The sequence below is a fragment of the Microcoleus vaginatus HSN003 genome, from assembly GCF_022701255.1.
Taxonomy (GTDB): Bacteria; Cyanobacteriota; Cyanobacteriia; order Cyanobacteriales; family Microcoleaceae; genus Microcoleus; species Microcoleus vaginatus_B.
Window position 1 is genome coordinate 3,829,188 of sequence record NZ_CP031705.1, and the last position, 24,741, is coordinate 3,853,928.

Annotated in this window: 17 protein-coding genes and 2 pseudogenes; 5 read left to right on the forward strand and 14 right to left on the reverse strand. The window is 45.7% G+C overall.

Annotated elements, in window-relative coordinates:
- Positions 1-7: 7 nt before the first annotated feature.
- The 3 genes from D0A37_RS16585 to D0A37_RS16595 all read right to left on the reverse strand — a co-directional run bounded on the left by D0A37_RS16585 (position 8) and on the right by D0A37_RS16595 (position 4,786).
- Positions 8-2,368 (reverse strand): hypothetical protein, encoded by a 2,361-nt coding sequence (locus tag D0A37_RS16585; RefSeq protein WP_242715983.1) that lies wholly within the window; start codon positions 2,366-2,368, stop codon positions 8-10.
- Positions 2,369-2,442: 74 nt separating this feature from the next.
- Entirely contained in the window at positions 2,443-4,251 is a 1,809-nt protein-coding gene (locus D0A37_RS16590) for a M23 family metallopeptidase (RefSeq protein ID WP_242715985.1), read from the reverse strand.
- 277 nt (positions 4,252-4,528) lie between these two features.
- Positions 4,529-4,786 (reverse strand): hypothetical protein, encoded by a 258-nt coding sequence (locus D0A37_RS16595; protein WP_242715987.1) that lies wholly within the window; start codon positions 4,784-4,786, stop codon positions 4,529-4,531.
- Positions 4,787-4,949: 163 nt separating this feature from the next.
- Here D0A37_RS16595 and pgeF point away from each other — a divergent pair, with 163 nt between their 5' ends.
- Positions 4,950-5,828 carry a peptidoglycan editing factor PgeF gene (pgeF, locus tag D0A37_RS16600; protein WP_242715988.1) on the forward strand — a complete coding sequence of 293 codons (879 nt, stop codon included), beginning with the start codon at positions 4,950-4,952 and terminating at the stop codon, positions 5,826-5,828.
- A gap of 244 nt (positions 5,829-6,072) precedes the next feature.
- The gene (locus tag D0A37_RS16605) at positions 6,073-6,684 is read left to right on the forward strand and encodes a CPP1-like family protein (protein ID WP_242715989.1); all 612 of its coding nucleotides are present in this window, start codon (positions 6,073-6,075) and stop codon (positions 6,682-6,684) included.
- Positions 6,685-6,816: 132 nt separating this feature from the next.
- Here D0A37_RS16605 and D0A37_RS16610 read toward each other — a convergent pair whose 3' ends face one another.
- Complete coding sequence (locus D0A37_RS16610; protein ID WP_242715990.1) at positions 6,817-7,503, reverse strand: HAD family hydrolase; 687 nt, start codon at positions 7,501-7,503, stop codon at positions 6,817-6,819.
- 497 nt (positions 7,504-8,000) lie between these two features.
- Here D0A37_RS16610 and D0A37_RS16615 point away from each other — a divergent pair, with 497 nt between their 5' ends.
- Positions 8,001-10,082: a diguanylate cyclase domain-containing protein gene (locus D0A37_RS16615; protein WP_242715991.1), complete on the forward strand. Its 2,082-nt coding sequence runs from the start codon at positions 8,001-8,003 to the stop codon at positions 10,080-10,082.
- Between the two features lie 28 nt (positions 10,083-10,110).
- Positions 10,111-10,644 carry a GNAT family N-acetyltransferase gene (locus D0A37_RS16620; protein WP_242715992.1) on the forward strand — a complete coding sequence of 178 codons (534 nt, stop codon included), beginning with the start codon at positions 10,111-10,113 and terminating at the stop codon, positions 10,642-10,644.
- A gap of 20 nt (positions 10,645-10,664) precedes the next feature.
- Here the strand turns inward: D0A37_RS16620 and hppD are convergent, their stop codons facing one another.
- From hppD to D0A37_RS29485, 10 genes and pseudogenes are all read right to left on the reverse strand, one after another.
- Complete coding sequence (hppD, locus tag D0A37_RS16625; RefSeq protein ID WP_242715993.1) at positions 10,665-11,726, reverse strand: 4-hydroxyphenylpyruvate dioxygenase; 1,062 nt, start codon at positions 11,724-11,726, stop codon at positions 10,665-10,667.
- A gap of 404 nt (positions 11,727-12,130) precedes the next feature.
- Entirely contained in the window at positions 12,131-12,838 is a 708-nt protein-coding gene (locus D0A37_RS16630; RefSeq protein WP_242715995.1) for an SDR family oxidoreductase, read from the reverse strand.
- 77 nt (positions 12,839-12,915) lie between these two features.
- A pseudogene (locus D0A37_RS16635) lies at positions 12,916-13,871 on the reverse strand (IS630 family transposase).
- Positions 13,872-14,094: 223 nt separating this feature from the next.
- Positions 14,095-15,504 (reverse strand): PIN domain-containing protein, encoded by a 1,410-nt coding sequence (locus tag D0A37_RS16640; protein ID WP_242715997.1) that lies wholly within the window; start codon positions 15,502-15,504, stop codon positions 14,095-14,097.
- Positions 15,505-15,546: 42 nt separating this feature from the next.
- The gene (locus D0A37_RS16645; protein WP_242715998.1) at positions 15,547-16,818 is read right to left on the reverse strand and encodes an APC family permease; all 1,272 of its coding nucleotides are present in this window, start codon (positions 16,816-16,818) and stop codon (positions 15,547-15,549) included.
- A gap of 382 nt (positions 16,819-17,200) precedes the next feature.
- Positions 17,201-18,052 carry a phosphate ABC transporter ATP-binding protein PstB gene (gene pstB, locus D0A37_RS16650; protein WP_242716000.1) on the reverse strand — a complete coding sequence of 284 codons (852 nt, stop codon included), beginning with the start codon at positions 18,050-18,052 and terminating at the stop codon, positions 17,201-17,203.
- A 56-nt stretch (positions 18,053-18,108) separates the two neighbouring features.
- Positions 18,109-19,089: a phosphate ABC transporter permease PstA gene (pstA, locus tag D0A37_RS16655; protein WP_242716002.1), complete on the reverse strand. Its 981-nt coding sequence runs from the start codon at positions 19,087-19,089 to the stop codon at positions 18,109-18,111.
- Between the two features lie 76 nt (positions 19,090-19,165).
- Entirely contained in the window at positions 19,166-20,116 is a 951-nt protein-coding gene (pstC, locus tag D0A37_RS16660; RefSeq protein WP_242716004.1) for a phosphate ABC transporter permease subunit PstC, read from the reverse strand.
- Positions 20,117-20,369: 253 nt separating this feature from the next.
- Positions 20,370-21,398, reverse strand: coding sequence for a phosphate ABC transporter substrate-binding protein PstS (gene pstS / locus D0A37_RS16665; RefSeq protein WP_242716006.1), 1,029 nt, complete (start codon positions 21,396-21,398; stop codon positions 20,370-20,372).
- A gap of 1,080 nt (positions 21,399-22,478) precedes the next feature.
- A pseudogene (locus D0A37_RS29485) lies at positions 22,479-22,955 on the reverse strand (IS1/IS1595 family N-terminal zinc-binding domain-containing protein); the annotation flags it as partial.
- A 190-nt stretch (positions 22,956-23,145) separates the two neighbouring features.
- Here D0A37_RS29485 and D0A37_RS16680 point away from each other — a divergent pair.
- On the forward strand, positions 23,146-24,654 hold the full coding sequence (locus D0A37_RS16680; protein WP_242716008.1) for a UbiD family decarboxylase: 1,509 nt from the start codon (positions 23,146-23,148) through the stop codon (positions 24,652-24,654).
- The last annotated feature ends 87 nt before the right edge of the window (positions 24,655-24,741 follow it).

The following is a 24,741-nucleotide window of genomic DNA, read 5'->3' on the forward strand; positions in this document are numbered from 1 at the left end:
ATAACTTTTAATTTTTCAAGCGATATAGCACCGACTCAGTATTAAAATCTTTACCAAAAACTGGTTGCAGCGGGCCCTGGGCACTTGTCAGCCAAGATAGAGCTTTTCTGGTAGCTGAGTCTGTCTCAGTCAGGGGGCCGAATCCCACAGTCCTAATTTTATTTTGCCGCAGGTTGTCAATCCATGCCGAAAGTCGATCGGCTCTAAACGGCACATATAAAACTTGTCTGTCCAAATTTCTCCCGTAAAACAGGTAGCTGCGCGAACTTAAAAAGAAGCCTATTCTTTCATCTGGTACTGTATTTTTATCAATATATTCGTAAATACCACGATACAGCTCTGTGCGTGCAAAATCTCGCTTTTCCCTCCAATGACCAATTACTATTAATCCTATACACACACCAATTATCACTATATAAATTGATTTTCTGCGGGTGGGAAATAGATGATTCAGCCATCCGAAGCCAGGATTGATTTTCAACCATATCGCAGCCAGAGTCAGTGACGCAATATAAAATATCGGATATGGTAATATATATTGCCAACTCGGAGCTAATATTTTACCGATACTATTAATAGCTCCTACTGGATTAGACTTAAAATTGTCAATCAACAAACTCCCCCAAACAATGCTATCTCCGGTGAAAGAAGCATTTTTAATATAATCAAAAATTGTGTTGCTAGTAATTCCGAACAAACCACTAACCAAAACCACTGCCAGAACAACTTGATTTTGAGTTTTCAAGAGAGTTGCTGTAGCTGCTGCTGCGACGGCGAGTACGCTTAAAAAGGGAAATCCGTATCTGAGGTTAAAACCGAGTATAGGGCTGAGTTGACCGATCGACTCTCCGACAGTACCGGAGGTGTAAGGTGTAATTAGGTACAGAATTCCTGTACAGGCGAGAACTACAATTAAAATGATATTATTTTGATTAATTATTCTGGTTTTACCTTTGCTCAAAGCCAGAGGCGCTGCCAATACCTGAAGTGCGATCGCCAGAAATGGCAGTTGCAACCTAATAATAATTTGTAAGCCGACAGTTTGCCAGTGGGAAAAATTGCTGGGATTAAATTGAGCTGCTAAAGTGCTTTGCCAAATCTTTAGAAGTGGCGAAGCGGGCCGCTGCTGTACCGGAGGTATTGGAGACGGTAAGGGAACAGGCTCTAAGGGAATTTTAATATCGCCGACTTCGGCGACAGGATAATTGATTTGCAGCAAGTTTCTCGCATACCAAAAACATCCTAAAAGCAAGCAACAAGCTATGCCGCACAGTAACACTGGTTTGAGAAAGTGGCGAATTCTAAATTTAGCTGGTGTGGAATTTTTATTAACCGCGAATCTTTTAATTTCTAATATTGCTAATCCTCCTAAAAGTGAGGCTGCATAGACTATTCCAGTGATTTTTATGCCGGCTAGCATTCCTGTGGCTGCCAAAAATAGGGAAAGTTCGGATTGCGATCGGCTGCTATGATAGGATAAACCTAGATACAAACCCACTGTAAATATTGCAGCTAGCGGTAAGTCTGGGTGAATGGTGTTAACTTGGTTGAGCATCATCGGTACTGTCAATACTAAAGATGCTGCTGCCATACCGTGAAGTCGCGTTGCTCCAAATTTTACGCTCAAGAGATAGACGGCAATTCCCTCAAGTACCCAAGCAATTACCAGGGGAAAAGCTGCGAGAAAGTCTTCTTTGAATGGGATTACACACAAAGCAGATAAAACGTGCCAATTGTAGGGATATACTCTGGCTTGTTCTTGTTCAAAAATCCAATTTCCGGCGGCATCTAATAAGGTAAATGAATGCGTTTGATACCATCGGGCGATCGCAGGTAGGTGAAACCACAATGAATCATAATTGGTTGTGGGTTTGGTTGCGAGAGTTTCCAACAGCAGAAATCCTGCAACAGCGGTGGCAAAAATAATTAGGAATTCGGATAATCCCAGAGGTCGCTTAAGTTTGGGAATCGGCGACTCGGAGAAGGTAAAAGTTTTGTGGTTTTGGGTATAAATCAGGATGAAGCCGATCGCACAAATCAGAATTTCAGCTATAATCACCCCAGCAATATTTAGGCGATCGGCACTTCCTAAAATCAAGCCTGTACAAACTTGTGCAATACTCCATCCCGTCAGGAGTACGAGGAGAAAATGGGGAAATGAATAGTTATTGTTTTCTTTCTGATTCTCGAAGGCAAGAGACAAGCTTAAGGGAATCGGGCCGACTAGAATAATCAGAAATAAAATTAATTCCCACAAATGCTGCGCTATTAGCATAAGCTGCAAGTTACCATTTTTTATCAGTTTTTCCTCGTTACCCGAAAGAGCCTGGTAACGAGGAAAAACCACGAGTTCGCGTGCTGGTTGCACAAAACATTAATTTTCTTGTGGGGTGCGCTTTTCGACCGTTCCACAAGAAAATTTATCTAGCCAATCCCCAATTTTTACCTGTTAGCTTGCTTCTGAATTTTGGGTTTGACGGCTGCGGCATCTTTGGGCTTAGAAGTATCAGCTTTTAAGAATTCCGGGAATGGCGGCTGGAGGTTGTGAACTTCGATGTCCATTCCCAGCGGCAGAGGTGGAAGCTGGGGCAGATCGTTTTCCCAATCCTTGAGTGAGTTAGCGGTTTGTATTTCCACCATTTTCGGCATTTGCGGTACTTTGGCGGTTTCCAAAGTGCCGATCATTTTTGCCAGAGCGAATTCTAGCTGAGAGCCCGGGTCGATCGCCACCCAACCCTGGTCAGTCATTTGGCGAACCTCGAAGTGAAGGTGAGGCCCTGTAGACATTCCCGTACTCCCGACGCGGCCGATCGTCTCTCCCTGTTTCACGAACTCTCCCGGTTTCACAAACAGTTCCGAAAGGTGGGCGTAGAGAGTTTCCTGAGACTTTTTGTTGTGGTTGAGAACCACTGTCAAACCGTAACCGCCCAACCAATCGGCGATCGCCACTTGACCGGCATAGGCCGCCAGTACAGGCGTTCCCATCGGAGCCCCCAAGTCAGTTCCGGTGTGAAACCTGCCGTAGCCCAGAACTGGGTGAGTCCGCCACCCAAACGGCGAAGTAATTGCCGAAGCAATAGATAGCGGGAACAGCAAGCTGGTGTTGCCATTTCCGGGGACGCCTGGGGGACGCGGCGTGAGATTGTAGTAAGCAAAACCGGTATTGCTGCCGCTGCTGACACTAACGGCACCGACTTGAACCGGCCCGAGTCCCATGCTGGGCGCTGGAGCGCCGCCGCCGTAAGATGCAGATCCGGCATAATATCCTGCGTCTGCCGAGTAGCCTGCGTCTGCCGAGTAGCCTGCGTCTGCCGAGTAGCCTGCGTTTGCCGAGTAGCCGATGTTAGCCGGGTATCCTGCGTCTGCCGAGTATCCACCGCCTGCTGAGTAGCGCGGGGGTGCGTAAGCAGATTCCCGCGGGTTTGAACTCTCCCAAACCTGGCTGCCTATTTGTTGAACGGCTTGACCGAGTTTACTGACAGGATTCCCGTTACTATTTCCGGCCACAGTTCCCCGAACATTTTCTGGAATGCTTTCTGGCAGATTTCGAGGAGGAGGGGCTGCAATATAGCGCTCCTCTGCGATCGGAGTTTCCTCTGTGTAGTTTGGTTCTCCGGCATCTGCTGTCACCGGCTCGGAAACAGGAGGAGGCGCGCACAAACCGCTTTCTTCGCAGCCGGGCGATCGTTCTGCAAACTCTATTCTTGTTGGCGGTTCGTACTCTGCGTAGTCTTCATACTCGGTGGTAGCGCCAATGCTGTAGTCTGTTTGGTCGATTTCAGCGTGGGCTGGGTTAACTGGCGCTTCAAAAGGCTCCTGGGCCGTCGCTTCTGGCAGGGGAATCAGGTCGGGTTCTGGCAGATAATATTGCGTGGGAGGTGGTTCGCTGGCGTACTCCGGCTCACTGGGCGGTGCGGCATCGAAAGGCTCGGACGGTGGAACTTCTGCCTGCGGTTCAGGGTATGGTTCTGGCTCGACTTGGCTGTATTCGGGTTCCGGGGGCGGGAGAGGAGCTTCAAATAATGGCTGGAGGTCTGCTGCGCCGGGGGCGGCTTGTTCTACTGGCGGAGTTTCGGCTTGGGCCCACACTAGGCCTTTGCTGAGCAGTCCCAGACTGGCAAGGCAACCCAGTCCCACCAGCAGTGAGCGATCGCACAAAAGGCGCGATCGAGTCCGGGTGCCTGTAGGGTTCTTTTTTTGCTGTTTGGTGTTCAAAGGGGCTGTTATTTGCTTGTCTGGAACTGGTTTCACGATTTTTTTTCCCAACTCAACAGGGGGCGCAAGGATCTCGAAGTCAGGATCGAATGTATGGCAATCCTTGTCTTTATATACAGGCCTAACTGATTTTACCGGGCTTGAGGCAATTTTTTTTGCCCATAGAACAAGCTCGAATGCCTTGCACATTCAGTCGCGCTCGATATCCGGTTTTTTTGATCCCGAGGGCACTTGCGTAAAAGTGTCTTAGGGCCACAATGATGATAGCGCTTTGGCGTTCGTCTATGTTAATTAGTTGCCTATATTTCTCGGGTTATGCAAAATTTCGGCGCAGTTGGTCGTCCTGAGATATTGCACCATTCTCAATAATCTTTTCAGGGCCGGCTCTCCTGCCCACCCTACAAGAAAATCTGCGGGAGCATCTCACTTTTGCAGCCAAGCCCAAAATTGGAGCCAGGAGCCAGGAGTCAGGAGTCAGGAGGAAAGAGGAAGAAGGAAGGAGGAAGAAGCCAGAATAAGTGTTTTTACAAATATGAGATGCTCCCAAATCTACTCTTTGTGGAACAGGCATCTTGCCTGTTCTTGAGTATGGTGCAAGATGTGAGTTGTCCTACAACCGCTGACTCATCGCGATTTTTTCCTTAAAGCTGGCGCTGCCTTTAAACTACGCGGACAAAATTTTTGATTGTTTAGAATACAAGCTAAATGATTCGCTTGGGGATGGATGGGTTTTCATGACTTTAGCTGGCGATCTCTTGACAAATTTTCCTGACTGTGAAGGCGCCGGACAACCTGACGGTATTAGTTGGGACTGGCAGAGCTGGCAAGGCTTGCCTTATCTGACTTGTAGCTTGCTTTCTCGATGGTCTCACGGCTTTTTTACTCGCGATTTCTCGCCCCAGGGGCCGATCGATCTGACGGAAGTTCTGGAACCTGGAGCTAAGGTTTACCGACTTCAACAGGTACACGGCAATGGGGTACTCAAAACGAGTGAGTTGTCCCCGGTTGTGGCTCCGGGCCCGGAAACCGATGTCCCAAGCTATGCTGAGGCTGATGGCTTGGTGGCCGAGCGAGAATTGGAGGCGCTGTGGGTTTGCTCGGCTGACTGTGTGCCGGTGCTGATTGCTGACGATCGCACGGGACTGGTTGCGGCAGTTCACGCGGGTTGGCGCGGGACTGCTGCTAAGATATTACCAGAGGCGATCGCTCAACTTGTGGCACAAGGCAGTCAACTAGAAAATCTGAAGATTGCTATGGGGCCGGCGATCGCTGGAAAGGTTTACCAGGTATCTGTGGAAGTAGCAGCGGAACTGGGAGCCACTATTGCTCCTAAGAGTGGCGTTAGTGCGACAGCCGACGGCATTCTAGAGTTTTTGCACCAACTGCCAGAAACGCCTGTCTTGGCCGATCCAGAACCGGGAAAGGTACGCTTGGATGTTCGCCTCTGCAATGCTTTGCAATTGCAGCAGTTGGGGATCGATTTTTCTCAAGTGGCGATCGCTCCTTTCTGTACTTATTCTGACTCGGCTCGCTTTTTTTCGTACCGCCGCGATCGACTTAAAAAAATCCAGTGGTCGGGAATTGTGAGCGCCGGCGGCACAAGTTCCTTCTGAGGGCATTTGGCAGAAGGTAAAATTGTAGACGGCCAAGATAAAAATAAAAATCTTTGGATTCATTATTTTTTATTTCCAACTGCCAAATGCCTTCTATCTTCTACCTTGCTAAGGTTTGCTGGTTCCTGTTTTAAAGCACCAAAAACTAGCAGCAAAACTTTTGGGAAAGCGGCCCAAGCCCCCGCCCCGCTTTCCTCTCTTGTTAAGATTACTCTATAACGAGAGTCTTCAGCGGGTTATTACAATGAGTGAGCCAACTCCCTATCAACTGCTTGAAGTCGATGAAGATGCTTCCTTTGATGAAGTGCAAGAGGCCCGCATACGCCTAGGTGAGCAGTACAGCGGTGACAAGAAACGTTTGGAATTGATCGAAGCAGCTTATGACGCGATCCTCATGGATCGCCTCCGGCAGCGACAGGAAGGTAAAATTAAAGTACCTGAACGCATCCGCTTTCCTGAGCGGCTGACGCCCCCGCCCGCAAGCTTTACTCCGTCTCCTCCTAGTGGCAGCCCAGCTTGGTTGCAGCGGCTAATCGATACTCCGAGTCGATCGGACATTTTGTGGCCGGCTGGGGTGTATGTGGGGTTGAGCGGACTGAGTATTTATCCCGCGGCTAATGATTCTTTACTACAGTTGACTCTCGCTCTTGGGGTCGGCTGTTGTCTTTATTTTCTTAATCGCAAGGAACAAAAATTTGGTCGGGCAGTGCTGCTGACTGTGGCTGGCCTGGTTATAGGCTTGTTGCTGGCAGGCTTTTTGGGTTCTTTGGTCAGTCCGGCATTTATAACAACAGAGAAATTTATCGCTTTGTTTACGTTTTTAATTCTGTGGCTGGTCAGCGCTTTTCTGCGATAGTCAGCAGTCATTAGTCAGCGGTTATTAGTCATGAGTCAGCAGTCATTAGTCAGCAGTCAGCAACTAATAACTGTCGAATCAAGACCTCGGACAAATAACATCAGCTAATGACTAATGACTCATGACTAATAACTAATTTTTGCGACCTAAAATAATCTCAACTGCTTCGCTCAAATTGTTAGCAATTAAATCCGGTTGGTGCATTTCTAGTTGGGTACGATCGCGAATTCCGCACAAAACACCAATTACCTTGACACCGTGTGTTTTTGCGGCTACGATGTCCGCCTCCGTATCCCCAACCATCCACATCTCTGAAGCCGGTGGCAGTTCGGCGAGAGCTTTTGCCATCAACAGCGGCTTATCTTTGACATCCCCGGTTTTGACGTAATCGTTGGGGAGGCAATAGCGGCGGTTTTCAGGGAAAAATTGCCCTAAATTGCAGCGGTTGAAGGCTTCGTCCAGTTCCCTAACACGGCGCATGGTCATCACCGCTAAGTCTACTCCAGCGCGCTGCACCTTTTCGAGCGTTTCCCGAGCGGTGGGGACTGGTTGATCGTAAACCATGTAGGGGAGGGTGTGGACGGTTTGACGGCGTTTCTGAGCAAAATCGCGGGCTTGGTCTGCGTCTAATCCTGAGAGGATGGCAATTTCGGTTTCGGGAACCCGCGCGCGCTTCAGGTCCCAAAACTCGGCTTTGGGGAGTTCGCGCACTGCTTGGCCCGAACGCTTAGTCTCGGCGAGACACTCCTGGTAAACTCGGTAGTAGCGATCGGACACGTCCATGATCGGGCCGTCAAAGTCGGTAATAAGTCTCAGCATTTAGCAGAGTATTTTTAAGCTTTTATACAAATCTTTCGATACTATATCATTTAAAGGTAACACTTTGTTTACAAAAATTGACACAAATACCCAGGGGAGGTAAGGTCTAGAGGAATGGTGCTAATTAAAACAAACATTTGAATTAAACTGTGCTGTTCCTCAACTTTAGCGGTTGTAAGCCATATCGGGGAATTTAAAATTAAAATGTGTCGCACAAAGAGTGTAAACCGCTACATATTGTTCACAAATTTCAACCTCAATCGAGGCTGATTGTGACTGCGATTTCTCAAAAAAAAGTTGGTCAAATTAATATTTTGCCCCATTTTTTAAATAAGCAAAAAACTGCTTGGAGAATCCAAAGTGTACTGTTTGCCTAAATTAGCCAGCGGTACCAGATGGTGACATCTGCAAGTATAAAAAATACTATGAGAAATAGCAGCCAAACAACAACTAACTTTACCTGCTAATTTTTGAGATTGATGCTCTACAAGAACGAGATGCTTCCAATATTAACTGTAGAGAGCAGCGCCAGAAGTATTAATATTCTTCTTTATAAGCTGTTATCCCTACGCAGGATTGAATACCTCACAGTCGATCGCGAACTTAAAATTCAAGAAATATCTTTGAAAGTGCAAGATTTTGCCTACATTCATGAGGAAGTAGGCGAAGGAAAAGACGTGCGCGATAGTTTTCCCGAACTGATCGGAATTGAAGGACTCCTTGAAGATATTATTGAAGAACGACAGCAAGATTGTCAGTTAAAATCAATTAGCCGAGTTCTCAAAGACGGATCTTATTTGTATCTAAACTTGTATATTTTTGGTTATAAGGGGCAAGCCAATGCTGACAGATTGATTATTTTATGTGAAGATGTGACAGATAGCATTGGATCTCAGCCAACCATGGTTCAGGCTGCCAACAAAAGAAGTATTAAAGGCGAGAACTTAGCTGCGGCTGGCGATTATATTGACAAAATTATTAATTCCCTAGGGGATGTTTTGTTCGTAACAGGAACATCGGGCGAAATCAAAAAAGTGAATCAAGCTGCACAGCAATTATTTGGATATACCGAATCCGAATTAATCGGCCAATCCATATCCATGATTACGGCTGAGGAGGAATTGTTACGCAAAGTCAGCCAGCTACCTCCTGCACTTAAAAGCGAATATTGGCCTCAAGTAAAAGTAGCTTGCCAAACGAAAATAGGTTTAAAGTTGATTGTTGCGTTTTCATGCTCTAATTTTGAGACAAGCACAGGAAGCCCGGATGCAGATAGCGAGGTTATACAAGATTTTGTTTATATCGGCAAAGACGTTACCAAGCAACAACGCATAAAAAAGTGTCAAGAAGCACAGTATGCTGTTACTCATATCCTGTCAGAATCAACTTCTCTAGATAGCGCAACTCCGAAAATTTTGCAAGCTATTTGCCAAAGTTTTGGGTGGGATTTTGGCGAACTTTGGACGCCTGCAGAGGCGGAGAAAGAAACTAGATGGGGTGAGGAAATAAACTCTGAAAAAGATCCGCTTTGGTGCCTGCCGCTTTGCTGTCCGATCGAGGAAACTCCTTGTTGGCGGCGGGTGGCAGTTTGGCAAGCAGCGGAGGAAGTTAGGCAGTTTGCCGAAAACTATCAGCAGATTACTTTGGCTGCGGGTGAGGGTTTGCCGGGAGCGGTTTCCAGAAGCGGTTCTACGCAGTGGATTACTGATCTTGTGGGCGATCGCAATTTCGTGCGATCGCGCTTGGCCGAGGAAGCGGGATTGCGATCGGGATTCGGTTTCCCCATTCACGCTAGGAACCAAGTTGTAGGAGTAATGACTTTTTTTTGCCGGGAAGAGCTGCCACCGGATCAAGATTTACTTCAGATCATAGCTGTGGTAAGTTCTCAATTAGGAGAATTTGTCAAGCGCAAATATGCAGAGAAAGAATTGCAGGAAGCTGAAGCTTCAATCCGATTTTTGTACGAACAAGAAAAACGCCAAAGTGAAGAATTAGCTCGGCAAAATTTAGCTTTAGAACAAGCCAAATTAGAATTACAAGCCGCTAACATGGAATTGCAGCGCCTCGCTTCGGTGGATGGATTGACTCAAATTCCCAACCGCCGCTGTTTTGACAAAAAATTGGAGTTAGAATGGCAGTTGATGGAGCGAGAAAAAGAGTCGCTGTCTTTAATTTTGTGCGATATCGATTTTTTCAAACTTTACAACGATCATTACGGGCATCAAGGAGGCGACGAATGTTTAAAACAAGTAGCCGAGATTTTAGCTAGCAACGCTCAGCGGGCAGGAGATTTAGCCGCCCGCTACGGTGGCGAAGAATTTGCGGTAATTTTGTCGCGAACTGATGTGCAAGGAGCAAAGCAGGTAGCTGAAGCAATTCGCAGCGATTTGAAAGCAGCGGCAATTTTTCATGCTGCTTCCAAGGTAAGTAAGTTTATAACTCTCAGTATGGGGATAGCTACTACTGTACCTGCTGCTGGTTTATCGATTGAGGAGTTAATTGGACAGGCTGATCGAGCGCTGTATCAAGCTAAACTAGAAGGGCGCGATCGTATAGTCTGCCTAGACTTGAAAAGATAATTTCAAGGCCCGAAAGGAGTATTTTCTGATGATTGTGAGAGAAGCTAAAATCGCTGACACACCTGCAATCACACGGGTGAATCTAGATACTTGGCGGACAGCTTACCGAAAAATCGTACCAGCAGATTACCTCGCCCAACTGTCCTATGAAAAAGCAGAAAGCCGTTGGCAAGAAATCCTGACAAACGTCAAAAATACTGGGGTTTTTGTCTGCGTTGCTGAGAATGACTCGGGACAAATTGTGGGTTTTGCTGCGGGTGGTGGCGAGCGCACGGGCAAATATGTATATAAAGGAGAATTATTGGCCATCTATATTTTGGAGGAATATCAGCGTCAAGGAATCGGACGGCAACTCGTGAGAACAGTTGCCACAAAATTGGCAGAATTAAGTTTGAACTCGATGCTGGTTTGGGTACTAGGAGACAATTCAGCCTACAAATTTTATGAATTGTTAGGAGGTGAAAAAGTAGATGAACAGCAAACAAGTAGAGCCGGAGTTGCACTCAAAGAAATTGCCTACGGGTGGAAAGATATCGCAGTGCTGATTAACCAGTCTGTATGACCTAAAAAGTGGAAGTTTTGTCAATCATCTCTCAAACTTCCCCTCTTCATTTGTTCCCGTTCTATCGCCTCAAACAAAGCTCGAAAATTCCCAGCCCCAAAACCTCCAGCTTGCACCTGTTTGCCGTTAACTAAACTAACTCGGCGCTCAATAATCTCGAAAAAGAAAGTCGGTTCTGCAAAAATTGGCTGGGTAAAGATTTGCAGCAGCATCGCTGCGGGAGTATCTTCTTGCCAATCGGCCAAAACTTGACAAGCTGCAATTTCTTGCCAATCTGCGGGCAAATAGTTTTGGCGCTGCTGCAATTCCGAGTAGTATGTTGGAGGAACCGGTAGAAAAGGCAAACCGCACGATCGCAAATCGGCAACAACCCCCACAATATTATTAGTTTGCAAAGCCATGTGCTGAATTCCCGGCCCTCGATTTGCACTCAAAAACTCTTGAATTTGAGAATTAGCTGTTGCCGGTTCATTAATCGGGAATTGCACCCCACCTTCAGCGTGCACCATAACTTGGCTCCGCAAAGCCGATTTCTCAGTCTGAATGTCAAAATTTTGCTGCGGTTGAAAACCTAATATTTTTTGATACCAACTCACAGCACTTGACAAATCGCCCGATTCCACATTTAACACTACGTGGTCAATCCGGGTAAACAATGGCAGCTTATCCGAAGCCGATAGCAGTGAATGGCTGCCAATGCGCTCCACGAGAGTATGGGTTAAATCTCCCCATCCCGCGATTTTTGCCCGCTTAAAATAGCCTCCTGCGTTTAGGTCTTCTTGAATCGGTTCCAGGATTTTAGCGCCTTGTGCAGCCGCTCTAGCTACCGCTAATTCGATATTTTTTACCCGAAAACCCACATCGGCAATCCCTGGAGGATGAAACTTCAACCAACTAGCAGCGGGACTAGCGGGTGTCAGGGGCGAAGATAAAATAAAACATACATTGCCGCTGCTGACAGCTTCAGTGTGAGTGTGGCTATTGGCATAACCTGCTATTGATTGAAAGCCTAACTTGCCGACAAACCACTCGCGGGATACTTGAGCGTTTTCAACGTAAAATTGAATGCGATCGAACTCCATAATCAATAATTGAAAATGGAAACTGAAAAATGGAAAATCTGCTGATTTTCAAGGCAAACTTGCAACGGAGGGACTGAGTAAGGGAGATTTTTCATATTTTTTATTGCGCGCCCACTTAATAATAACCTAAAGATTGAATATCCTAGATCCCTCTGAAGGCAGAAATAAGTCAGCACTGAAAAGAAAAGACACCAGGTGTCTGGGATAACTTGAGTTTGCCCCGACGCCTTCGCCAAAAGGACTTACGCAAAAAACAAATAGTTTGACGCGCTAATTATAGTGGTTAGGTGCGCGGCCGCGCCCACCCTACATAATGAGGTACTGTACAAGTTCTCAAACCTAAAAATATCATAATTTTTTGGGGCTTGATCTGCCGGTGCTGCCTTCAAATCACCCGTCAATCGCTAAAAGAACAAATGACTTTCTGGCTGAATATTAATCTCCATCGGCACAGCTTGCGGGTGAGCAGAAAGAGCAAACATAATCGCATTTGCAGCAGTTTCGGTACTTAGCATTTTTGACCTGTCTACCTTCAAACTCACATTATCCCAAAACGGAGAATCTACCCCGCCAAAATAGAATAGCGTAAACTTAATGCCGTAGCGTCGCAGTTCATCTGCCATGCACTTGCTGAAACCAACTACCCCAAACTTTGAAGCGCAATAAGCGGTTCCCATCGCCATCGAATGCTTGCCCAAAATCCCGATGACATTGCAAATGTGGCCGGATTTGCGCTCTTTCATCACATTCGCCGCTGCTTGAGACGTGTAAAAACTGCCTTTCAAGTTCAAGTCAAGCATGGCGTCTAAATCCGCAGGTTCTAACTTGTTCCACTGCTTGAGAATTCCGGCACCGGCGGCGTTTACGAGAGCATCAATTTGTCCGAAATGTTCCAGCGTTGTCTGCATCAGCGTCTCGACTTGCTGCAAATCGGTGATATCTGTGGGTACGCACAGTACCTCTGTTGCCGAAAGTTCGCTGGCTAAAGCGTCTAACTTGCTGCTGTCTCTGGCTGCGAGCACTAGCTTCGCACCCGCATCGGCGAGTTGGCGGGCCACCGCTGAACCGATGCCGCCAGTCGCACCCACCACAACCACAACTTTATCCTGCATATCCCTTTACATTTCTTTACGTCCCGATTGTATGATAACTCAAGTTGCTAGTAATGGGGATGCTTATATAGCCTTTCTCAAAAAGATGAGGTACAATAACAGCAGTGTGTAAACCAGTTAAAAATATTTGACGATGTAACTTGTCCGAACGCAAAATCTATGGCTTTTCCTAATTCTTGATAATTAGTAGTCTTGATAGAACGGAGAATGATTTTAAGTTTTGACCACAGATTTTCAATTGGTGAAAAATCTGGTGAATAAGGTGATAAGTATATTAATTTTGCCCCTGTTTTTTCGATCGCTTTTTTCACTTCTTCTCCCAAGTGAATGGGACAATTATCCATCACTACACAAGCACCTTTCCAGAGTTTTGGCACAAGTTTTCTGATAATAAAAGCTTCAAATGTAATTGCATCAGTTCCGCCTATTAGATTAACCGATGTCAAAATCTCATTGACTGACCTTGCTCCAATTATTGAGACATTTTTGCCACGTTTAGTTGGTTTTGACCCCTTGGCTCTTTCACCTTTTTGCATACCTAGCATATAACCTAACCATTGCCAAATTAACTCCCGATTCGTCAATGAATATTAAGTCTTTCAAACTAATCTCTTTAATTGTTTTCCAGAACTCACATCGCAGGATTTGAACTCGCTCTGTCCCTTTCCCTGAAGGGAAGAGAGTTTTTTTTGACAGTAATGTCTAAGAGTTTTATCATTCTTCCTATTGTTGCTCTACTAACAGAAAATCCAATTCTCCCATAAAGTAAATAACGGAGTTCTTCAAGAGTTGCATCATTATTTCCTTCAATCAATTCCGCCAAGATGAGTAGTTGCTCCGCATTCAGTTTGCCTTTGACTCCACATCGGTCAGTTCTCGGAGTAATGTTTTTTGTTTCACGATATTGTTTAAGCAATTTTTGTACAAAACTCAGGGCTACAGAAAAACGCTTAGCTATTGCTTTTTGTGAAATGGGTTCAGTATGATAAGTATCAAGGATTTTTTGCCTAACATCAATCGAATAAGCTTTCATTTTTAACAATGTATGAAGTTTGGTACAAGTAAACGTGTTGTGAGTCAAGCATCGTGTGCTTTCAAAAAAATGCTATTATGTGTGGTATCGCTTTCGCGTGGCTTTACTCAACCATGTAATTATAGTTCATTTGATCTTATCTTCTCTGTTTGACCCTCACGAGTGAGTGTCAGTAACATCATACCTCATCTTTCTGAGAAAGGCTATATATTTTAATTTTTAATTAATTGAGGGAAACTTGCCAGCCTTTTTCGGCTTTTTTTAGCTGGAGAGAAGCGCAGGATTGCAAAAATTTAGTAAATTTCCTGCCGAGATTAAAATCTTTAATTATTTGGGTAATTTGTTTGCCGTATTGTCTGTGAAATTCGCTGCCTACATTGGAAAGAAATACAGAATTTTCAGGAGAGTTGCCGGTTAAGTCACCAACTATTTTGACAAGAGCTCTTTCCAAGTCTTCTAAAGAATTAATATCTGTCAAAGTTGCAGGTGCTGCTTGGTGGTTATTCAGAGTTTCTTGGCTCAGTATTGGCGGTGGGGGCGACAATCTCACTTCAAAAAGAGTAACATAAGTTTGAGAAGTTTCTGATGGTTTGTGGAGGACAAAATCGGTGGGATATTTTAGAAAGATATCCCTGGTTTTAGTGCCGAGCAAGTGATTTGCAACAACTTGATTGAGGACTAAACCGTAATTTTCCCTAAATAAAGCTGAAACAGTAGAAAGTTTTATCCACTGAGTTGAGGTGCGTTTTTGCTCTTTTTGGATTAATTCTTTGAGCTGAATAACTAATTGTTCTAGGGGTGGAATTTCCGGTGTGGTTACGAGGGAATGGGTTTCAACTTGTCCGGTTTTGCTGTTTAAAACTATGATTTTATCTATTTGTTTGCGGACTTGAAATACGGTTAATCCGTGGGCTTGCAGTGTATTGCTGAGGTGAGTCAGGGCGCGATCGGACGAACAGACAAAAATCTCTTTGGCTGTGGGATAATGTACGAAAATCGATGCGCCGACTGTAGCCATTTTTAAGTCGGCGCTGTCTTTGCCGGGGGGGACGTGAATCAGTTGATAGCCGCGCTGGTGAAATTCGGCATCTTTCTTGCCCATGCTGCGCCAGTTGGCAAAGGCAACTTTGATTTGGATTGGATAGTGGCAAATTCCCTCTAGGAATTTTTCGGTTTCGACGGTGAGTTGCAAGTTTTCGACATCTAGCAGCAAGATAGCAATGCCGACAGGAAGCGGGGCTGGTTGATTGGCTGTTGGAGTTGGAGGTTCGGACGAAACTGAGTTTTCTGATTTAGCCGGTGCTGTTTGAGATTGGGCTAGCTGCTGAATTTTGGCAGATAATTTGCTGAATTGAGGTGAATTAACGAATTCTGGAACCAGCAGAATTTGTAGGTATTTTTTCGCAGTCAGCAGCAGGGAATCTGTATCGCTGGCTACTGTGAAACTTTTTGTCAATTTTCCAATCAAAACTGACTGAAAATCAGGTTTGGCCCAGGGGGTTTTCCTGTATTTTTCAGCTATCCATTCGGGATGCTGTTCCTGAATGGTAATTAGGGTTTGAGCGATATAGCGACTGATGGCGCTGAATGCGGGAGATTCTTGAGTCGCAAGCTCGGGAGTTTGATCGGGCATGGCCCTCTACAATGCGGGATGCTGTTTCAATTTATCACAATTCTAGTTTGTCGCCGGGAGTCGGACGATCGCCCGCCAAATTAAACCGGCGGCAATTAATGCCAATCCTGTCAGCCAAATTTCCCTCTCCACCCAGAAAGCCAGAAACAGACAATTCCCCAAACCCAACCAAGCCAACCACTGCGGATAAAGCCTTTCGGCGGGGGAAAGTTGCAGCGCGGCGAGGTTGGTGATAGCGTAATATATCAAAACGCTAAAAGCGCTAAATGACCAAGTGGTTTTGACATCGCCGACGAGGATTAAAAGTGCGATCGTAACTTCCACAACCACCACCGCCACGTAGGGAGTTGTCCCCGAAGGATTTAGCCGCGCCAAGACTCTCGGCATATCCAAGCGCCGCCCCATCGCCAGCCAGATGCGCGACAGCCCTAAAATTAAGTTCAGCAAGACTCCCAACATAGCGGTAATTGCGCCGACGGCTAGCAGTTGAGAAACTCCTGGAATTGGGAAACTGCGGGCGATGACTTCCAGGGGTGCAACCGTGCCGCCTGGTTGTAAAGACAATTTATCGGCTCCCCCCGCGCCGGCGACAACTATTGCTACCCCCACGTAAAGCAGCATTGTCAGCACCAAAGTGAAAATTATGGCTTTGGGAATGGTTTCCCTGGGTTCCCGCACTTCCTCGCTCATTGTGGTGATGCGGGCGTAACCGCTATAAGCGACAAACATCAGGGCGGTGGCCTGGAGGATGGAGCCGATCGAGCTATCATTCTGTAGGGCGGGCATTTCCCACCTTACCTGTGGCAAACCGACAGCAACAAACACCGCTAAGGATAGAAGTGTAACGGAGACTATGGCAGTATTGGCAATATTCGATCGCCTAATTCCCGTCAATACAATTAAAGTGAGGGCGGCGAGGGCGACTAAAGCTGTTAGGATCAGGTAAGTGCGATCGGCTACACCAACTGCATTTAAAAAATACCCCGCAAAACCTAAAGCAGCAGTAGCCGCAGAAGCCGTTTTCGCCAACAGAAACATCCAGCCGGCAGTAAAACCCAGCCAAGGATTGAGATATTTGTAGCCATATTCATAAGTACCGCCGCTAACAGGATGATTTGCCGCTAATTGAGCGCTGCTAAGGCCATTGCAAACAGCCACTAAAGCCGCAATACCTACAGCCAAAATCACTCCCGGCCCAGCAACTTCCGCAGCAATGCCGATACTCACAAATACTCCGGTACCGAGGATTGAGCCCAAGCCCATGAGAGTTGCGCCGAAAACACCTAACTCTCGCTTCAGAAGTGGTGAAGACATAAATATAGCGGTTTTCTGTTCATTGCCATACTGATATTAGGTTACATCTAGTAATATTTGCAATAATTCCGGCAGGGGCTTAAACCCCCGCCTCAAAAATTAAGTCCCCAGCTAGGAGGACTGAAATACTTATTGAGAATGTTGCCAAATCTGAGTTAACACTAATATCAATTCCGCTTGCATTGGAATGATTAAACCACAGAGTACGCAGAGAACGCAGAGGAAGAGAACAGAGAGATGAATAATTCCGATGCTAACGGATTGGATATAACTCAAATACTATTACTATTTCATAGTGTTCTTAAGAGGACTTTAACTGTGACACAGGGACTTAAGCCCCTGTCATAATATAGCGACTGAGAGAAAGAAAAACACCCTGGTATTAACCGAAACGGCCTTGAATGTAATCTCTCGTACTCGAATTGCCCGCAGAAGTAAAAATCTTACTTGTCGGCCCAAATTCAACCAGGCGGCCGATGCGGCTTTCATCAGTATTAAAAAATGCCGTGTAATCAGAAACACGAGCCGCCTGCTGCATATTGTGTGTCACAATCACAACAGTTAACTGCTGGCGTAGAGTCTGAAATAACTCCTCAATTTTCATCGTTGAAATCGGATCTAGAGCAGAACAAGGTTCATCCATCAGCAAAATTTTTGGCTTCACAGCCAAAGCGCGAGCAATACAAAGTCGCTGTTGCTGTCCCCCCGAAATCCCCTGAGCAGATTTCTTCAAATCGTCTTTGACTTCATTCCAAAGCGCCGCACTTTTAAGTGCAGATTCCACAATTTCATCTAATTCTGCTTTGCTTTTGCGACCAAAAATTCTCACCCCGTAAGCAATATTATCGTAGATGCTCAGCGGAAAAGGATTGGGTCTTTGAAACACCATCCCAATTTGGCGGCGCAAACTATTAATGTTTACTTTCGGGCTGTAAATATCCTGTCCAAAAAACTCTACTCTTCCTTTAATTTGAACCTTTCCCTCCAATTCACCAATCCGGTTGAGAGCTTTGAGAAAGGTGGATTTCCCGCAACCTGAAGGGCCAATAATAGCCGTAATTTGCGGGTGAGGGATATTCATCGATAAATTTTCTAAGACTTTGTGAGTTCCGTAATAAAAACTCAAGTCCTGAACCCGCAGTGCTGGCATTGCATTGGGGTCAATTTCCGGTGTGGCATCTTCTAGGAATTTATCTGTATGCTTGTCGGATTTCAAGTTAGCTTTAGGTTTCATTATTTGCCGGGTTATAGTGTTAATATTTGACGAATAGATGCACTTTAGTTATTGATTTATCTATTTTGCAAGCGTTTCCGAGTTACTGTACGGGATGCGACGCTAGCAATCAAAACCATGCCCAAAAGGACAGAGGCAGCAGTCCACGCCAATTCGTTCTGCTCTTTGTAGGGAGAGCTGGCGTAGCTATAGATTAATACTGACATAGAAGGAGTCGGAGTCAGCAGTGTTTCGGGAATTTCTTTGAGTTTTGAGATAGTTTCTGCACCTATGGGAGACTGCATTATCTCGCCCAATTTATCAACTAAAGGAGGCCAAAATTGACTTGACAACGCCGTTACAATCAGCGGTGCGGTTTCGCCGGCGGCCCGGGAAGCAGCAAGTAAAATACCTGTGGTAATAGTTGGAAGTGCTGAGGGTATGATGATGCGAAACATAGTTTGAAAGCGTCCGCCTCCCAAACCAGCAGAAGCGAGGCGGTAAGAAGTAGGCACTAATTTTAATGCTTGTTCTGTTGTCAGAGCAACAACTGGAAGCATGATGATGCCGAGGGCAAAACCGCCTGCTAAGGATGAAAATGCTTTGGTGGTAACGACAATTAGGGCGTAGGAAAAGACGCCAACGACGATCGAGGGAACGCTGCTGAGAATGACGGTGATAAAGCGAATACTATTGGTAATCGCTTTGTTTTCTCTACCAAACTCCGACAAAAATATTCCCGTCATTACGCCTATGGGTACGCTGATTAAGGTAGCAATTCCTACCATTAAAGCAGTGCCGATAATCGCATTTGCAAAGCCGTTGGGCTGGTCTTCAACTCCGACGGGTGCTGGTAGAGACACTAGCACTTCCCAGCTCAAATGTGTCAGTCCTTCCCCCAGGATCTTGTATAAAATAGCAAACAAAGGGAGCAGGGCCAGAGCTGTCAGAGCGAAAGCGATAACTGTCATTCCCCGGCTGAAAAGAGTTCGGCTTAGCGACAGGGGGTTGTTGATTTCTGCATCCAGAATACTGTTTGAATTTTGTGCTTGAGTCATGCGATTTTAGATTATTAGATTGAACCAGCGGATAAATCCGGCGGCGCGGCTTGTGACCAAATTGCTTTCGATGATGTTAAGTTTTAGCTTCCTTGGCCCCAATTAGCTGAACTAACAATACTGCGATCGCATTTACCAACAAAGTGATCACAAATAAAATTAAGGCTAAATACATCAAAGCGCCGGTGTGCAGCGGTTCGACAGCTTCTCGAAATTGACTGGCCAAAACAGCAGGAATTGAGTAGCTGGGAGCGAGCAGGGATGGGTTAATTTGAATCGAGTTGCCAATTACCATTGTGACTGCCATTGTTTCGCCTAATGCGCGTCCCAATGCTAATATGGTGGCGCCGATAATCCCTGAACTAGCTGCTGGTAATAACAGCTTGAATATCGTTTCCCAGCGGGTGGCACCGAGGGACATGGAAGCACTTCGCAAATCTACTGGAACTGATATCAATACATCGCGGCTGATGGCGGCTACTGTTGGCAAAATCATAATTGATAACAGTATTCCTGCAGGCAGCATTCCGGGGCCTAAAGGTTCGCTGCTGAACAGGGGAAACCAACTGAAATTATCGAACAATGACTGCTGCAATGGCAACAAAAAGGGAATCAAAACAAAAATTCCCCACAGCCCAACTATCACGCTGGGAATAGCCGCGATTAATTCAACCATGAATCCCAAGGGCGATCGCACCCAAAGGGGTAAGAAGTTCTCGCTAGTCACTATAGCTACTGACAGCCCTAAAGGAAGTGCGATGATTATGCCGATCGCAGAACTAATTACAGTACCGTAAATAAACGGCAAAGCCCCAAATTGCAACTCGCCGATATCCCACTTGGGATTCCACAAGAAAGAGAGTCCAAAATTGCTAATAGCAGGCCAAGCATCTTTAAAAATTACCGCACTCATCAAAAACAACGTACCCGCTGTTGCTAGGGCAAAACCCCATACAAATAGTGTAAATCCTGACTCCATCCATAGACCTTCACCAGCAGTATCTGTCAAATCTACTTCTGTGTTCATTTCTGTCGGTTTCCGAGTCAATCTATTCCGCTTTTTTGAAATATTGGTCATACCGAAATTAGTGTGTGCAAAGTAAAATATTTGCTTAAAGGACGAGGAATTATAATGGGCTGGTTGCGCGCTGCGAACCTAGTTTGTAAGGTACGCAGTGCGTACCTTACACAGTAAATTTAGTGCACATTAACCTGATCATTTATGAATTTTGAGTCATCGATTTAACTCGTCAACTCATAACCCCGTGCGATCGCCGGAATTAACCTCTGGCAATCACAGTCTGATTAACTGCTTGAACCACCTTTTGAGCTGTAGCTGAAGGAATCTGAGTAAACTCTAGCTGTTTGTTGATACCTTGACCTGTAGTCATCACCCAATTAACCATCTTTTTAATAGCCTCTGCTTTGGCAGCAGGATACTGTTTGTAGATTAACAGCCAAGTCAAACCAACAATCGGATAACCATCGTTAGGGTTGCCTTCTACTAAGCGGAAATCTGCGGGGAATGTTTCCCCTGCTAAAGCTTTCTCTGCTTCAGCCAAGCTAGGCTCTACAAACCGGCCAGCTTTATTTTGAATAAATGCTGTTTGGAGATTATTTTGCCGAGCAAAAGTATCTTGAACGTAGCCGATCGCACCCGCTGTATTTTTCACCAAAGCAGCTACGCCGGGGTTTCCTTGACCCCTGACAGCGTTGTCTGGCCATTTCGGCTGAGCGGCAGCTTTGATGGTGCTACCAGTTGCCTGCAAGTGATTAGCAAAAATAAAGCTAGTACCGCTGCTGTCTGCCCGTACAGCTACTCGAATCGCAGTATTTGGCAAGCCTTTAGCTTGTCCAGAAATTCCGGCTATTTTCGCATCATTCCAGCGAGTAATCTTGCCTTCAAAGATGCCGTTCATGGCCTCCTTATTTAGCCTGAGATTGGTCACTCCGGGCAAGTTGTAAACAACTGCAACAGCACCGCCAGCAGTCGGAACCGCCATGACGCCGCGCTTTACCTCAGCGATTTGTGCAGCAGTCATCAGCGCGTCGCTGCCTGCGAAATCAACAGTGCCTGTAATTAATGCTTTGATGCCAGCACCGCTGCCAGTTCCTTCGTAGTTTACAGTAATTTTATTGGCACTTCTCATCTGAGAGAAGTAGCGATCGTAAAGAGGTTTAGGGAAAGTTGCTCCCGAACCGTTTAGTGTGACAGCAGCTACAGCAGAAGTAATCAACGAGAGCGAAAATGCTGCTACCGCTAGCGTAACTATAAAAGCACGCCGCCAACGTGCTGTGAAGAAAGTCATAATTGTCGTCCTCAATATTGATAGCAGGCTTTGGGAATCCCTACATAGGATAGACTGAAATCCCTAAGTAAAGGCCTAGAAAACAATAAGCTTGTTTTAAATTATGGTTAATTTTAGATTAAACTTTTAACTATTAAGAAATGGCTGCAATAACAATAAGCTTGTTTTAAATTATGGTTAACCTTAGATTAAGGTTTTGACGGTTAACTGCTGCAAGTTATATTGGAGTTATTACGCGTAGGGTGGACCCTCGGAATAGGCGCTCACCGCAAAAAAATATTTTTCAGCTCGCGCTCGGCTAATTTCATATTTCGGCGGGGGATTTACAGCGCAGGTAGGGCGGATTTATAAAAAAGCTAGGAAAGTGCGATCGCCAATTAATAATTCTTATTCTTATTCTGAACTTTCAATCTTTGGCATGATTGCCACTTGATGTTCGCTACCGATTAATTTTATTTTAAAATCCGCCGATTCTGACTGGAATAATTTGATTAGACTGGAATTATTCCCCAACAATTGTTTGACAATTAAATCAGCATGAAACTGATATTTTGCAAAAAATTTTTTCTTAATTATTGTCACAGGAATATAATCTTCTTTTAAGTCAACTTTTGCAGTTTCAATTATTTCCACAAGTATATATTTTAAAACATCCAGCGACTCAATAGGATTTGAATTGAGATCGGGAATTATTTCTGGCAAATTTTGATTGACAGCAACAGAAGCCAAAGATACTTCAGCCACCTGGGTAAGTTCATTTTCTCCTGATTCCGACACTGCTGCTGCATGGGAAGTTGTAGAAGGGAAAACAAGAGTTCGGCGCTCTTGAAAAAGCTCCGCCACACTAGAAAAACGAGCGATTCGCTCATCAATAGATTTGTGTTCAGCCTTCAAAAACTCACCAATTTGATTAGCCAATTCTTCAAAAGTAGGAACTTCCTCTTCCCTTTGGCAAGAATAGTGATTAGTATCACCAGTCAGAAGATTTTCTACAGACAAAACCGAATTTTGCCGACGCACCCGAAACACAGTCAATCCCTGATTTTGCAACTGATTGCAAAGGTGATTTAACAAACCGTCAGAAGAACAGACAAAAACTTGTCTGACATCCCGATATCGATATAAAATAGCAGCGCCAAAAGCAATCATCTTACCATCAGCACTATTAGCACCGCCGGGAACGTGAATCAGTTCGTAACCGCGATCGTAAAGTTCAGCATCCAACTTGCCGATACTCGGGTTTTTCCAGTTAGCAAAAGCAATTTTAACTTGCAGGGGATAGTCGCACAAACTGGCTAAGAATTGTTCTGTATTAACCTTAAGTTTCAGATTTTCGGCATCTAACAGCAAAATCGAAATCCCGCCGGACTCTGTGGTGGTTGCAGGGGCGATTTCCTTCGGGATAGCTTCGCTTAACCGTGTTTCGGTGCATTTGCGATTTAAAGAGTCCGGGCCGGCGGGCTCAAAGAATTGTTTGCGACAAGCTTTGCAAAGATACCGCTGGTGACCGTTGGGACGGCCGTTTTTACGAACTTGGTCAGATTCGCATCTTGGACATTTCATGTAACCCATTATGCAGCCTACTCCCGAACCGAACAAGGCATTACCTATCTTCTTCTTTCTCTTCCTTCGCGCCCTTGGCGTCTTCGCGGTTCGTTAAATACGTATCTTTTGAGCGGTTCAGGAGTAACTTGTGGCAGTCGATCGGCTCATAATAACAAAAGAACGTTAACAATTCTTAAAAAAAATGGCTAGAGACTTGCGGGGATTCCTAAAACTACTCGAAGAACGGGGACAACTGCGCCGGATTAGCGCTTTAGTCGATTCCGACCTCGAAATTGCCGAAATTTCCAACCAAATGCTGCAAAAAGGTGGTCCTGGGCTGTTGTTTGAAAACGTCAAAGGGGCAGATTTCCCCGTTGCGATTAACCTGTTGGGTACGGAACAGCGCGTTTGCTGGGCGATGAACATGGAAAAGCCGATCGAACTAGAAGAGCTCGGCAAAAAACTGGGAATGCTGCAACAGCCAAAACCGCCCAAAAAGATTTCCCAAGCGATAGAATTCGGCAAAGTGCTGTTCGACGTAGTGAAAGCCAAACCGGGCCGCGACTTTTTCCCAGCTTGTCAGCAAGTGGTATTTGAGGGAGAAGGGGTGGATTTGAACAAAATCCCGATGATTCGCCCTTATACGGGAGATGCCGGCAAAATTATCACCCTGGGTTTGGTAATTACCAAAGATTGCGAAACGGGTACGCCGAATGTGGGGGTTTATCGGTTGCAGTTGCAGTCAAAAAACACGATGACTGTACACTGGTTATCGGTGCGGGGCGGGGCGCGACACTTGCGGAAAGCGGCGCAGGCTGGTAAAAAGTTGGAAGTTGCGATCGCCCTTGGAGTTGACCCGCTGATTATTCTCGCCGCTGCAACGCCAATTCCTGTAGATTTATCGGAATGGTTATTTGCCGGACTTTATGGCGGTTCCGGCGTGCAATTGGCGAAGTGCAAAACCGTAGATTTGGAAGTACCGGCGGACTCGGAAATCGTGTTAGAAGGAACGATTACGCCGGGGGAAGTTCTGCCCGACGGGCCCTTCGGCGATCACATGGGTTATTACGGCGGCGTGGAAGATTCGCCGTTGGTGCGGTTCCACTGCATGACGCACCGCAAAGACCCGATTTATCTGACCACATTTAGCGGGCGGCCACCGAAAGAAGAAGCAATGATGGCGATCGCGCTTAACCGTATTTATACGCCTATTTTGCGGCAGCAAGTATCGGAAATTGTCGATTTCTTCTTACCGATGGAAGCACTGAGTTATAAAGCGGCAATTATCTCGATTGATAAAGCATATCCCGGTCAAGCGCGCCGGGCTGCTTTAGCATTTTGGAGTGCATTACCGCAGTTTACTTACACTAAGTTTGTGATTGTTGTCGATAAAAGTATCAACATTCGCGACCCGCGTCAAGTAGTTTGGGCAATTAGTTCTAAAGTCGATCCGGTTCGGGATGTATTTATTCTGCCGAATACGCCTTTTGATACGTTAGATTTTGCCAGTGAAAAGATTGGTTTGGGAGGCCGAATGGGGATTGATGCTACTACGAAGATGCCGCCGGAAACCGATCACGAATGGGGGGAAGTTTTGGAGTCAGATCCTGATGTGGCGGCGATGGTAGAAAGGCGTTGGGCTGAGTATGGTTTGGCCGATTTGAATTTGGGTGAAGTCGATCCGAATTTGTTTGGATATGAGATGAAGTAGGGGAATCAACCGTAAAATCTGGAATCTCGCACATCCTCGATCGACCTGTGGGGGCGGGTTTTTCCAACCCTTTATGACACAGATAGA

Coding starts and splice junctions, on each gene's coding strand:
- D0A37_RS16595 (WP_242715987.1), bottom strand. CDS start 4,786: ATGCCTGTTCCACAAAGAGTAGATTTGGGAGCATCTCATATTTGTAAA.
- pgeF (WP_242715988.1), top strand. CDS start 4,950: ATGACTTTAGCTGGCGATCTCTTGACAAATTTTCCTGACTGTGAAGGC.
- D0A37_RS16605 (WP_242715989.1), top strand. CDS start 6,073: ATGAGTGAGCCAACTCCCTATCAACTGCTTGAAGTCGATGAAGATGCT.
- D0A37_RS16610 (WP_242715990.1), bottom strand. CDS start 7,503: ATGCTGAGACTTATTACCGACTTTGACGGCCCGATCATGGACGTGTCC.
- D0A37_RS16615 (WP_242715991.1), top strand. CDS start 8,001: ATGCTTCCAATATTAACTGTAGAGAGCAGCGCCAGAAGTATTAATATT.
- D0A37_RS16620 (WP_242715992.1), top strand. CDS start 10,111: ATGATTGTGAGAGAAGCTAAAATCGCTGACACACCTGCAATCACACGG.
- hppD (WP_242715993.1), bottom strand. CDS start 11,726: ATGGAGTTCGATCGCATTCAATTTTACGTTGAAAACGCTCAAGTATCC.
- D0A37_RS16630 (WP_242715995.1), bottom strand. CDS start 12,838: ATGCAGGATAAAGTTGTGGTTGTGGTGGGTGCGACTGGCGGCATCGGT.
- D0A37_RS16640 (WP_242715997.1), bottom strand. CDS start 15,504: ATGCCCGATCAAACTCCCGAGCTTGCGACTCAAGAATCTCCCGCATTC.
- D0A37_RS16645 (WP_242715998.1), bottom strand. CDS start 16,818: ATGTCTTCACCACTTCTGAAGCGAGAGTTAGGTGTTTTCGGCGCAACT.
- pstB (WP_242716000.1), bottom strand. CDS start 18,052: ATGAAACCTAAAGCTAACTTGAAATCCGACAAGCATACAGATAAATTC.
- pstA (WP_242716002.1), bottom strand. CDS start 19,089: ATGACTCAAGCACAAAATTCAAACAGTATTCTGGATGCAGAAATCAAC.
- pstC (WP_242716004.1), bottom strand. CDS start 20,116: ATGAACACAGAAGTAGATTTGACAGATACTGCTGGTGAAGGTCTATGG.
- pstS (WP_242716006.1), bottom strand. CDS start 21,398: ATGACTTTCTTCACAGCACGTTGGCGGCGTGCTTTTATAGTTACGCTA.
- D0A37_RS16680 (WP_242716008.1), top strand. CDS start 23,146: ATGGCTAGAGACTTGCGGGGATTCCTAAAACTACTCGAAGAACGGGGA.